Source organism: Actinomadura sp. KC06 (genome assembly GCF_004348735.1).
Classification (GTDB): Bacteria; Actinomycetota; Actinomycetes; order Streptosporangiales; family Streptosporangiaceae; genus Spirillospora.
The window spans coordinates 19,060-30,030 of sequence record NZ_SMKT01000109.1 but is presented as its reverse complement, the minus strand read 5'-3'; the positions used below and the strand labels follow the sequence as shown (position 1 = coordinate 30,030).

12 protein-coding genes are annotated in these 10,971 nt (G+C 71.6%); 5 read left to right on the top strand and 7 right to left on the bottom strand.

Translation table 11 applies throughout. The features are described from left to right. The 4 genes from E1287_RS29015 to E1287_RS29000 form a co-directional block, all read right to left on the bottom strand. The coding region (locus E1287_RS29015; RefSeq protein WP_131968337.1) for a thiamine pyrophosphate-binding protein at positions 1-617 on the bottom strand (617 nt) is incomplete at its 3' end. Positions 618-697: 80 nt separating this feature from the next. Then, positions 698-1,450 carry an SDR family oxidoreductase gene (locus E1287_RS29010; protein ID WP_131968335.1) on the bottom strand — a complete coding sequence of 251 codons (753 nt, stop codon included), beginning with the start codon at positions 1,448-1,450 and terminating at the stop codon, positions 698-700. A 242-nt stretch (positions 1,451-1,692) separates the two neighbouring features. Further along, positions 1,693-2,631 (bottom strand): TIGR03621 family F420-dependent LLM class oxidoreductase, encoded by a 939-nt coding sequence (locus E1287_RS29005; RefSeq protein WP_165969225.1) that lies wholly within the window; start codon positions 2,629-2,631, stop codon positions 1,693-1,695. 212 nt (positions 2,632-2,843) lie between these two features. Then, the gene (locus E1287_RS29000; RefSeq protein WP_347813989.1) at positions 2,844-3,908 is read right to left on the bottom strand and encodes a phosphotransferase family protein; all 1,065 of its coding nucleotides are present in this window, start codon (positions 3,906-3,908) and stop codon (positions 2,844-2,846) included. Positions 3,909-4,054: 146 nt separating this feature from the next. On the opposite strand from E1287_RS29000, the gene E1287_RS28995 reads away from it, so the two are divergent. The 4 genes from E1287_RS28995 to E1287_RS28980 all read left to right on the top strand — a co-directional run bounded on the left by E1287_RS28995 (position 4,055) and on the right by E1287_RS28980 (position 7,774). After that, a complete protein-coding gene (locus tag E1287_RS28995) occupies positions 4,055-4,417 on the top strand; it encodes a VOC family protein (RefSeq protein WP_131968331.1) in 363 nt (120 codons plus the stop codon). Positions 4,418-4,470: 53 nt separating this feature from the next. Then, positions 4,471-5,016, top strand: coding sequence for a GNAT family N-acetyltransferase (locus tag E1287_RS28990; protein WP_207934523.1), 546 nt, complete (start codon positions 4,471-4,473; stop codon positions 5,014-5,016). Between the two features lie 185 nt (positions 5,017-5,201). Further along, a complete protein-coding gene (locus E1287_RS28985; RefSeq protein ID WP_131968329.1) occupies positions 5,202-6,638 on the top strand; it encodes a hypothetical protein in 1,437 nt (478 codons plus the stop codon). Further along, positions 6,635-7,774: a hypothetical protein gene (locus E1287_RS28980; RefSeq protein WP_131968327.1), complete on the top strand. Its 1,140-nt coding sequence runs from the start codon at positions 6,635-6,637 to the stop codon at positions 7,772-7,774. The genes E1287_RS28985 and E1287_RS28980 overlap by 4 nt, the downstream gene beginning before the upstream one ends. Here the strand turns inward: E1287_RS28980 and E1287_RS28975 are convergent. Both E1287_RS28975 and E1287_RS28970 read right to left on the bottom strand, forming a co-directional pair. Beyond that, the gene (locus E1287_RS28975; RefSeq protein ID WP_131968325.1) at positions 7,767-8,579 is read right to left on the bottom strand and encodes a PIG-L family deacetylase; all 813 of its coding nucleotides are present in this window, start codon (positions 8,577-8,579) and stop codon (positions 7,767-7,769) included. The two genes, E1287_RS28980 and E1287_RS28975, sit on opposite strands and share 8 nt — an antisense overlap. Before the next feature lie 54 nt (positions 8,580-8,633). Continuing rightward, the gene (locus tag E1287_RS28970; RefSeq protein WP_131968323.1) at positions 8,634-9,488 is read right to left on the bottom strand and encodes a class II glutamine amidotransferase; all 855 of its coding nucleotides are present in this window, start codon (positions 9,486-9,488) and stop codon (positions 8,634-8,636) included. Between the two features lie 113 nt (positions 9,489-9,601). Between E1287_RS28970 and E1287_RS28965 the strand changes: the two genes are divergently transcribed. Then, positions 9,602-10,102 (top strand): HAD domain-containing protein, encoded by a 501-nt coding sequence (locus tag E1287_RS28965; RefSeq protein WP_131968321.1) that lies wholly within the window; start codon positions 9,602-9,604, stop codon positions 10,100-10,102. Positions 10,103-10,193: 91 nt separating this feature from the next. Here the strand turns inward: E1287_RS28965 and E1287_RS28960 are convergent, their stop codons facing one another. Then, the gene (locus E1287_RS28960; protein ID WP_243719510.1) at positions 10,194-10,835 is read right to left on the bottom strand and encodes a DUF1524 domain-containing protein; all 642 of its coding nucleotides are present in this window, start codon (positions 10,833-10,835) and stop codon (positions 10,194-10,196) included. Between the last annotated feature and the right edge of the window lie 136 nt (positions 10,836-10,971).

The window sequence follows — 10,971 nt, the reverse complement described above, 5'->3', positions numbered from 1 at the left end:
ACCCCGTCCCCGGCGATCACCACGGGACGCTCGGAGCCCGCGAGCAGCGCCGCCGCGTCCCCGGCAGCCGCCGGCCCGGGCCCCGTGATCGGGGAGCGCGCGGGCACGGCGACGTCGGCGACCTCCTCCAGCAGGTCCATGGGGACCGACACCAGCACCGGACCGGCGGGCGGACGCGCCGCGAGCGCGAACGCGCGGCGCAGCACGATCGGCAGGTCGTAGGCGTGCTGGACCTCGACCGCGTGCTTGGTCGTCGGCGCCGCGAGCCCCACCAGGTCGCCCGACAGCATCGGGTCCTGGACGAGATGCCGCCGGTCCTGCTGCCCGGCCACGATCACCATCGGGGACCGGGACCGCATCGCGTTCAGCATCCCGATCAGCCCGTTCGCGACGCCCGCGGCGACGTGCAGGCTGACCATCGCCGTCCGGCGCGACGCGCGGGCGTAGCCGTCCGCCATCGCGACCACGGACCCCTCCTGCAGGCCCAGCACGTACTGCAGATCGGGCGCCTCCACCAGCGCGTCCATCAGGGGCAGCTCGGTCGTGCCGGGATTGCCGAAGATCCGGGTCACGCCCTCGTCGCGGGCGATCTCCAGCAGCGCCTCGATCGGCCTCATGTCCTGCCTTTCGGTGCCCCGGTCGGGGGGCGGTCGGGTGCGGGTCGGGCGGCGTCCCGCCGGGCGGCGGGCGCGGGAGGTCAGTGCATGGCGGAGCCGCCGTCGACGTTGATCGTCTGGCCGGTGAGGAAGCCGCTGCCCTCGTCGCACACGTACAGCAGCGTGGACACCAGGTCGCCCGGCTCCTCGACGTGCGGGATGACCTGCTTGTCGCGCACCCGCTCGAAGCCGCCGTCCGCGCCGGTCGTGCGCGCCGCCGTGTCGGTGCGGGTGAGGCCGGGGGAGATCGCGTTCACCGTGATCCCGTACGCGCCGACCGCGCTGGCCAGCGCCCGCGTGAACCCGACGAGACCGGACTTGGACGTGGTGTAGGCGACCAGGTCGGGCGGCCCGAGGAACACCACCGCCGAGACGATGTTCACGATCCGTCCCCACCCGGCGGCCTTCAGGTGCGGCAGCGCGGCCTGGGAGACCAGGAACGGTCCATCCAGATTCACCCGCATGATCCGGCGCCAGTCGTCCAGGGTCGTCTTCTCGAACTCCAGCGGCGGGTAGATCCCGGCGTTGTTGACCACGATCTCCAGGCCGCCGAAGCGGGCGGCGGTCTCCTCCACCGCGGCCTCCACCTCGACCGGGTCCGTCACGTCCGCGCGGACGGGGTGGAAGGCGTCGCCGATCAGGTCCGCGGTGCCGGACATGTCGGCGAGGTCGAGGCCCGCGACCCGGTGCCCCCGGCCGGCGAGGGCGATGGCGAACTCCCGCCCGAGCCCGCCGGCCGCGCCGGTGACGAGTGCGACCCGCTGGGATGCGTCGTTGGACGGCGTTTCGCTCATGGGTGGCAGAGTGCGCCACCCCGGCTCGAACGGACAAGACACCGTTTTCACTCACTGGAACGCGGAGCTTGTGACGGCCGGTGTCCGGTCACATGCTCAGCGCACCGCGATGCCCGGGCGGCCCGCCCGGCGCGCCGCGCAGACGGCCGTCGCCCCGCGCCGCCCCGGCGGGGCGCCGGTCAAACTCCAGTCGCTTCACCGAACCGGAGCCTCGTCGTGGACGCCGGGGGCCGCCCGGCCGTTCAGTTGGTGAGGAGTGGGATCACGGGGGCGAAGTCCTCCATTGCGGCGTCCGGGATCTGGTAGTAGGTGAAGCCGTAGCGGTCGCGGCGGGCGAGCATCTGTTCGGCGACGTGCTCGGGCGGGCCGACGAACTGGGACGGCATGTCGAGGACGAGTCCGGCCGACGACGCGCCCCAGCCCCGCATGACGGCGACCTTCGCGGCGGTGCCGCGCGGATCGGGGCCGAAGGTGGGCGTGACCATCATGCTCAGCTCGACGTCCCGTCCGTCCGCGGTCTCGCGGACCCAGGCGACCTTGCGGGCGATGGTCTCCGGGAGCCGCTCGGTGATCTCGTCGGAGATCGTCCCGTCCGGGAGGGCGCGGGGCAGGATGCCGACCGTGTCGGCGTACCGGCCGGCGATGCCGAGCATGCGCCTGCTCCCGGCGCCGACGATGAGCGGCGGGCGCCGTCCGGGCGGCGGGAACACGGTCAGGCCCTCGACGCGGTAGTGCTCGCCGCTGAACGTGGTCTTGTGGCCGGCGAGCAGGCTCCGCAGGAGTCGCAGCGACTCCTCAAGCCGTCCGACCCGCGTTCCGGCCTGGTCGAACGGGATCCCGGCGGCCTCGTACTCCTCACGCAGCCAGCCGGCGCCGATGCCCAGCTCGAACCGTCCGCCCGACAGGTGGTCGAGCGTCGCGGCCTCCTTGGCGAGCATCACCGGGTGCCGGTAGTCGTTCGCGAGGACCATCGTGCCCAGCCGCAGCGTGCTCGTGACGGACGCGGCCGACGCCAGCGCCACCATCGGCGCGAGCTGATCGCCGAAAGGCTCGGCGACGAAGTGGTCGCGCAAGACCAGCACGTCGTAGCCGAGGTCCTCGGCGCGCCGCGCGGTGTCGGCCAGCTCGGCGTCGGAGCGGATCGACTCGCCGACGACGCCGAAGCGGAAGTTCCTGTCCATGCAGGGAGCATGCCCCGTAGGACGGTCTTTGCGCTGGCAGGAATCCGACATGGGCTTCGCGCCCGGACGCGGTGACCGGCGGAACGGGGCGAGTGGCTCGATTCGCCGTCCGTGCGGCGTAAGGGCGTCACCGACTGCCCCGTTCTCGCCGGTTACTTACCAGGCTGCGTCGCGGATCGTGGTTTCGCAACCCGCGTCCCGCCGGGGCCGGGTCAGGAGTCGATGAACTGCCGGGCGCGGCGGAACAGGCCGAGGGTGATCGAGTGCAGCAGGTCGCCCGTCTCCTTGGGCGCCTTGCCGGCGTGCGCGCGGGCGTTCGTGCCCTCCAGGACGATGCCGAGCTTGAAGCACGCGAGCACCGCGTACCAGGTGATGGACGCCGGATCGCGTCCGGCGACGGCGTCCGGGCGCTCCGCGTAGGCGGCGACCAGCTCGTCCTGAGAGGGCAGGCCGCCCGCCTCGCCCAGCGGACCGGCCAGCGACGCGCTGTCGTCGGACGGGTCGGGCCAGGTGGCCAGCAGCCAGCCGAGGTCCAGCAGCGGGTCGCCGATCGTGCACATCTCCCAGTCGACGATCGCGGCGACCTCGGGGCCGCCGAAGGAGTACATCAGGTTGGCCAGGTGGTAGTCGCCGTGCAGGATCCCCGGCCGCCACCGGGCGGGGCGGCGCTCCTCCAGCCAGCGGGCGACGTCGTCCACGCCGGGGATGTCGGGGCCGGGATATCCGTCCAGCTTGCTGTAGGAGTCGAGTTCCGACAGCCAGCGGCTCACCTGCCGCTCCAGGAATCCCGCGGGCCTGCCGAAGTCGCGCAGCCCGGCGGCCTCGTGGTCGACCGCGCCCAGGGCCGACAGGGCGCGGGCCGCGTTCAACCCCATCTCGTGGCGGACGGAAGCGTCTCCCGCGTGCGGTTCCGGCAGCGTGACCGTGGGATTGAAGCCCTCCACCGGGGTCATGAGGTAGAACACCGCGCCGCCCATGACGGACTCGTCAGGGCAGGCGGCGATGAGGCGCGGCGCGGGGACGTCCGTGCCGTCGAGTGCCGCCAGGACGCGGGCCTCCCGGCGCAGGACGTCGTTCGTCCGGGCCCGCAGATGGCTCGGGCCGCGGCGGAGCACGTAGTCGCGGCCCGCCCGGCGGAACCGGATCAGCGTGTTCTGCGTGCCCCCGGCCAGCGGTCGGACGTCCTCGAACGGACCGCCCGGCAGGCCCTCGGCGTCCATCCAGCGAGCCAGGACGTCGAAGTCCACGAGCGCGCGGTCGATCTGCTCAGGCTGCACGGTTCGGGTCCCTTTCCGACACGGACGACGACCGGAGAGTAACAGCCGATCATGATTGCGCCCGGGAGCCGAGGTCACATTCGTCCAAGACGGCGGGCTCCGCACCGCGCAGACTGGGCATAGAGGCAACGACCAGGGAGGACGCCATGACCTTGGAGATCCGCAGGACCTTCTACCCGCTGATCAACTGCAGCGATCCCGCCGCGTCCATGGCGTGGCTGGAGAAGGCGTTCGGCTTCGAGTCGGTGAACGAGCACCGGGACGAGAGCGGGAAGATCGTCCACGCCGAGATGAAGTACGACACCGGCCTGTTCATGTTCGGCAACGGCGAACCCGGCACGTCGGCCATCTACGTCGCCGTCGACGACCCGGACGCCCACCACGACCGGGCCAAGGCCGCGGGCGCCGAGATCTTCCGCGAGCTCAGCGACCAGGACTACGGCTCCCGCGACTACGCGGCCCGCGACATCGACGGCAACGAGTGGTATTTCGGCACTTATCGCCCCTGACCTCGGCAGGTGTTTCCCCGACCGCGGCGCGCGCGTTTGAGAGAATTGCAGGCGTGGAAACGGAGGTGCGCCTGCGCGACGTCGAGCCCGGGGACGTCGGCGCCTACGTCAGGATGCGCTGCGACCCGGTCATGATGGCCGAGCTCGGCGGGCCGCTGCCCCGCGAGGGCATCGAGGAGAAGGTGCGCCGCGACGTCGAGGACGCGGCGTCCGGCACGGCCCTGATCAAGATGATCGTCCCCGGCGGCGCCGCCCCCGGCGCCGTCGCCGGCACGGTGACGCTCTGGCACCACCACGTGGACGGCGCGGTGTTCTCCGAGATCGGCTGGATGGTCATGCCGGAGTTCCAGGGGCGGGGCGTGGGCAAGCGCGCCGTCCGGATGCTGCTCGAAAGGGCGCGCCACGAGGATCGCTGGGGGCTCGTCCACGCCTTCCCGGCGACGACGAACGCGCCGTCCAACGGCATCTGCCGCTCGCTCGGCTTCACGTTCCTCGACGAGCAGGACGTCGTCTTCGCCGGACGGATCGTCCGGGCGAACCACTGGATCATCGACCCGAGAACCGACCTGGCCCCGCCGAATCCGCCGAGCGGCCGGTAAGGGCGCCGCGCGTCCGGCCCTCGGATATTCGGAGGCCGGGCGGGACGCGCCGGTGTTACGGTGCGGGAGTCGGCCGCGGGACTTCGGTGCGACTTCCGGAACCCGCATTTGAAGCGATGATTCGCTGCTCGCGCCCTCCTTCCCCGGCCGGCGCCCTCGTCCCCCCCGAGCAGGCTGGGAAACGCATGACCGAGACGTTCGCGGAGCTGATCGCGTGCGAGGACGTGCTGATGTTCGTCAACGCGGCGATCACCTCGACCGGGCAGCGGGAGTTCCACCATCATCCCGGTGACCAGCGGCTCAGCCTGGAATTCCTGCACGAGTACATGCTGGCGAATTACCGGGAGATGTACGCGTCCGTCCTCGCGCTGGACATCAATGACCACAATGCGGCGATCATCATCGTGAACCTGCTCGTGCAGGCGAGGGACGTCGGGATCGAGCAGCGCAAGGCGGAAGGACGCCTTATCGCGCGGCGCCTGGAATCGATGCCGCAGCAGCGCGTCTACCGGGTTTTCCGTGAGCTGAGGCGGCGCGGGGTGAACAACCGGCGGACGCGCGCCATCATCCGCGACTGGATGGCCGCGCGGCGCGACCCGGCGTTCGACTCCGTCAAGTACCGGGGCCTCGTGAAGGTCGCGGCGCGCCATGCGCATCTCCGGCTTCGCGGGGAGCAGCGGAACTTCCTCTTCGCGCCGTTCACCGTGAAGGCGTTCACGACGCCGATATTCGAGCAGTGGCGGCGTGCGCACTATATGCAGGCCGCCATTTACGAACTGCCTTACACGGTGGCGGAGGGATTCGCGGCCCTGCACAAGATTCCGCGGGAGACCTTCCTTGAGCGCATCGAGCCCCGGATGACGCGGCTGGAGCGGCTGCGCATGCAGACGAGCGCCGCCCAGGTCGCGGGCGTCCGCGCCGATCTGCGGGAGATGCCGCTGACCCGGCTCGCCTCCTACGTGCTGTCGCTGACGCTGGAGGAGCGGTCCGCGCGCCGCGCCGAGCTGACGGAGGCTCTGCGCACGGCGGCCCGGCGCGTGGCGGGCGCGGCGCGGGGCTCGTGGGGGAGGGTCACGGCCGTGCTGGACGACAGCTACTCCTCGCTGGGGTCAGGGCAGAAACGGCGGCGTCCGCTGGCGGTCGCGCTCGCGTCGCACTACCTGCTGGAGGCGCTGGCCAAGGAGTACACGCCGCTGTGGACGTCCGGCCGCACCGACGAGCTGCTGACGTACCCGTCCGGGCCGACTCCGCTCGGGACGCGGATCATCGACGCGCTGGAGACCGGGCCCGAGCGGCTCCTCATCGTCTCGGACGGCTGGGACAACGCGCCGCCCGGTCTCGCGGCGGACGTCCTGCGGATCTGGCGGACGCGCCTCGACCCCGGGCACCGGCTCGCGCCCGGGCAGCGGGTGATGATCGTCCACCTGAACCCGGTGTACGACGCCGACGACTTCGACGTGCGGCGGCTCGCGCCGACCGTGCCGACCGCGGGCATCAGGGACGCCGAGGACCTGCCGACGCTGGTCGAGCTGGCCCGGTTCGCCGAGGGACGCGTCGGGCTGCCGAGGCTGCGAGCCCACCTGGACGACCGCACGGCCCGCTTCCTGGGAGGCCGCGCATGATTTCCGGGCTGGAGACCAGGCCGGCGCAGGTGTGGGGCTCGGTGCGGCTCGTCCCGCTCGTCCGGGACGAACCCGTCCCGTACCTGCGGATGCACCGGAGGATCTACCAGGAGCCGGTGTCGGTCGTGGAGTCCGGCGGCGGCCGCGCGTACGTGTCGTTCGTCCCGCACGCGTTCGTGGCGACGTGGAGCGACGGCGACCAGACGCCCGCCGCCTCCTACGGGACGCGCCTCCTGGAGCGCGACACCAAGGCGGCGCCGCCGCGCATGCCCGTGCGGTTCACGCGGCGGATGGCGCGGAAGGCGGGCCGGGACCGCCTTCGCTTCCTGCCGCTGCACCTGGCCGTGGAGGGCTACCTCGCGCTGCACTTCGGCGGCCCGGAGATCGCCTGGGAGGAGTGGGCCCGCAGGGCGGTCGCGCACGGGCTGTCGCCGCGGTGCGAGGAGACCTTTCTCGGCCTCCACGTGCGCGGGCTCGAGGACGCGCTCAGGATCTTCGAGATCCATCCGGGGCAGTGCGGTGTGCTGGTCTACGTCGGCGACACGCTGGCGAGCGCGTTCGCCGTCCCGCACCCGGACGACTACCGGGCCCTGCATCCGACGCTGGTCGAAGACCTCTTCGGCGAGCTGATCTACATGCACGGGCTGCTGGGAATGCCGGCGGGCGACCTGTCGGCCCCGAAGGACGACACCGAGATCAAGTCCCTGGACGATCTCCGGACGGCCGCGGAACTGCGCCAGGCCGAATGGGCCGAGTTCCACGACGAGGTCATGGCGGCCCAGCTCTTCGATCAGGACGGCTCACGCCAGGTCGTGCAGCATCTCCACGGTTTCGAGCTGGCGCGTTTCCTGCCGTCGTTCGGGCTGCGCCGCGAGAACCACATCGGCGAGGCCATCACCGGCGAGGACGGCCGGATCGCGTACCTGAAGACGTTCCGCCTCTCGGAGGCGCAGGTCAGGCGGGGATACCTGCTCAAGCGGCTGGCCGAGCACGACTGGCGGCTGGGCGCCACGGCCGCCGCGCTCGGCGCCAACGAGGCAGGTCTGGCGCTGCGGCTCGAGCGGGCGGGCTTCGGCTACCTGCTGCGCCAGGACGTCCTCGACCACTACAGAGCCCAGGCCAAGAGGGTCACCTGAGCCCGGCGAACAGGTCGTCCTCCTTGTCCGGGCCCTGGACGCGGGAGTAGTGCCGGACGAACGCCTCGAACGAGAACACCATCCGCTGCATCTCCTCCGGCAGCCGCAGCAGGAAGATGTTCTCGCCCTGGCTCGCGTGCGCCTCCAGCGCCTTGACCTTGGCCTTCACGTGCGCGGACACGTCCAGCGTGGTGGTGATCAGCTCGTCGGGGGTGCCGAAGTCCTCGGGCGGATCGAAGTCGATCTCCACGCCCGCCTCCTTGACGGCGTCGAACATGCGGCGGATGCCCGAGCGCGGGATGGCGGTGTAGTAGAGCTTGTCGGGAATGCCGGTCCTCTCGGCGGCGGCGAGCGCGATGCGGTGCGCCTGGATGTGGTCGGGGTGGCCGTAGCCGCCGTCCTCGTCGTAGGTCACGACGACCTGCGGGCGGTAGCGCTCCATCAGCTCGGCCAGCCGCCCGGCGGACTCGTCCAGCGGGATGTTCGCGAACGCCTCGGGATCGTCGTTGGTCGACCAGCCGACCATGCCCGAGTCGCGGTAGCCGAGCAGCTCCAGGTGGCCGATGTCGAGCAGCCCGGCGGACTCGCGGAGCTCGGCGAGGCGTCGCTGCGCCACCTCGTCGGCGTTGTGCCCCGGCTCGCCCGGTTTGACGCCGCCGGAGTCGTCGCCCTGCTCCCCGTTGGTGCAGGTCACCAGCACCGTGCGGACGCCCTCCGCGGCGCAACGCGCGAGCAGGCCGCCCGTGCCCAGCACCTCGTCGTCGGGGTGGGCGTGGACGGCCATCAGCGTGAGTTCGTGCTTCATCCGGGACCCCTCCAGTCTCGGCCGTCCACTCTACGTCCCGGAAGCCCGAGTTGATCAGGTTTGGGAGGTGGACTCCGCGGCCGACAGGTCGTCCACCGACAGCGGGTGCGCGGGTTCGTCGAACGGGTGCATGGAGGACGTGTCCGGGCCGTCGATCACGAGCAGCTCGCCGGGCGCGAGGAGCCGCCAGTCGGGGTCGTCGTCCAGGCGCTCGCTGGCGAGGACGCAGGAGGCGGACGGCTCCCGGTGCGCGGCGACCCTCAGCCGTCCGGGCTCGCGGCCCGCGTCCAGCCGCCGCCCCTCCCCGGGCTCGCGCAGCTCGTGCCGCAGCGCCCACAGCCGGTGCGTGCCGGGGTAGCGCAGCGCCCACATCCGCCGCGACTCCGCCAGCAGGACGTTCAGCGCGAAGACGGGCAGCTCGGCGCCGATGCGCTGCACGGCCGCGATCAGCCCGGAGGTGGTGTCGCCATGCCTCCTGATCTCCGCCGTGATGTAGGCGAACACCAGCTCGGAGTCGGTCTCCCCGCGGATCTGCGCGCGGTCCACGTCGGTGAGCCACGTGCCGAGGACGTCGAGGCCCTTCACCACGCCGTTGTGGGCGAACAGCCGGTCGTCCATGACGAACGGGTGGGAGTTGTGCACGTCGGGAACCCCGGTGGACGCGTACCGGACATGCGAGATGAACGTGTGCGACACGACCGTCCGCGCCTCGGAGTTGAAGTCGGCGTCCTCGTAGGCGGCGATCGGCGCGCGGTCGCGGACGGGCTCCTCGCCGAGCGAGAACCAGCCGAGGCCCGTCCCGTCCGGCATCCGGCGGGACTGGGACCGCAGGCTGTCCGCGGCGTCGAGCAGCCAGAACGTGGCGTGGACCCGCGGCCCGCCGGTGGTCATCCCGAACAGTCGGCACATGACCGCACGATGCCCGCGCAGCCGCGACCTAATACTCGGCCGGGACCCCGGTGAGCGGGCGCGAAGGAAAATGACCTTCGACGGGCGGGCCCCCGATGTCGTACGGTCACGGTATGGGGTCGCCGGTGGTTCTTCTCGACGTGGACGGGGTTCTCAACCCATTTGAGAGGCCGCACCGCGGCTACAAACGGCAGCGCTGCTCGCCGAACGGGATGACCTTCAAGCTGTGGCTCAATCCCGCGCACGGCCCGTCCCTGCTCGATCTCGCGGAGTCCACCGGCGCGGAGCTGGCCTGGGCGAGCTACTGGTGCGACAACGCCAACGTGTGGATCTCGCCGCGGGTCGGGCTGCCGGAGCTGCCGTTCGTCCCGATCCCGCAGTTCCCCGGCATCGACGAGGCGGGGACGCTCGGCGCGTGGAAGGCCCGGCACGTGGCCTCCTGGACGGAGGGCCGCCCGTTCGTCTGGTTCGAGGACGAGCCCGACGCCACCGAGTGCATCGCCGGGGAACCGGACGTCGCCGAGCACCTGCTCGTGGAGATCGACCCGATGACCGGCCTCACCGACGAGCACATCGCGACCGCCGCGACCTGGCTCCACGCCCTCACCCGCTAGCGCGTCCCACCGCCCGATCTTCGCGCGAACCGGCGGGGCCCGGGGCGGTGGAGGACGCCGCGGGCCCCGCCGGAGCCGGAGACCGGACCGGTCAGCAGGTGCCGAGCAGGCGGCCGAGCGCCGACTTCTCCGCCGAGTCGATCGTCAGGCCGTACCGGTGCTTCACGTCGATCCACGACCTGGCGTACATGCAGTGGAACGAGGCGAGCGGCGGCGACCACTCGGCCGGGTCCTTGTCGCCCTTGGCCTGGTTGACGTTGTCGGTGACCGCCCACAGCTGCGAGCTGGTCAGGTCGTTGGCGAACGCCTGGCGGCGCGACGTCGTCCAGGACGAGGCGCCCGACCGCCACGCCTCCGCGAGCGCGACCATGTGGTCGATGTCGATGTCGGACGCCTGCTTCCAGGTGGCGCCGTCGTAGGGGCTGGTCCACGTGCCGGACGTCGGGTAGCAGTCCGACCCCGTCCGGACGTTGGTGCCGTCGCGTTTGAGGACGACCTCGCGGGTGTTGCAGTTGCTGCCCTGGTCGCTCCAGTGCGGGAACTTGTCGCGGTCGTAGCCGGAGTCGGAGCCTTCGGCGCGCACGGTGAGCGCGGCGAGATTCCGCTTCGCCGTCTCGGCGCCGGGTGGCGGTGGCGGGGCGGCATTGGCGGCGTTGATGCTGGTGATGGCGGTTGCCGCGGTGGCGAGCAGGACCATCGCGGTGGCGGTGGTGGCGATCCCCGTGCGTCTCACGGAAAGGCTCCTTCTTCGCATTTTGGGAGCAGGAGCCGTCAGTCTCGAACAGTTCGATAAACCCGATGTGACCGTTCGGTTAGCGGACGACACGATCAGGTAACGGCGTTGGCGAGGGTCGGCAGCGGCGGGAAGA

Bases quoted from the DNA above. Each gene is read 5' to 3' on its own strand.
- E1287_RS28965 (WP_131968321.1), top strand. From the start codon at position 9,602: ATGGGGTCGCCGGTGGTTCTTCTCGACGTGGACGGGGTTCTCAACCCA.
- E1287_RS28995 (WP_131968331.1), top strand. From the start codon at position 4,055: ATGACCTTGGAGATCCGCAGGACCTTCTACCCGCTGATCAACTGCAGC.
- E1287_RS29005 (WP_165969225.1), bottom strand. From the start codon at position 2,631: ATGGACAGGAACTTCCGCTTCGGCGTCGTCGGCGAGTCGATCCGCTCC.
- E1287_RS28975 (WP_131968325.1), bottom strand. From the start codon at position 8,579: ATGAAGCACGAACTCACGCTGATGGCCGTCCACGCCCACCCCGACGAC.
- E1287_RS28970 (WP_131968323.1), bottom strand. From the start codon at position 9,488: ATGTGCCGACTGTTCGGGATGACCACCGGCGGGCCGCGGGTCCACGCC.
- E1287_RS28980 (WP_131968327.1), top strand. From the start codon at position 6,635: ATGATTTCCGGGCTGGAGACCAGGCCGGCGCAGGTGTGGGGCTCGGTG.
- E1287_RS29010 (WP_131968335.1), bottom strand. From the start codon at position 1,450: ATGAGCGAAACGCCGTCCAACGACGCATCCCAGCGGGTCGCACTCGTC.
- E1287_RS28985 (WP_131968329.1), top strand. From the start codon at position 5,202: ATGACCGAGACGTTCGCGGAGCTGATCGCGTGCGAGGACGTGCTGATG.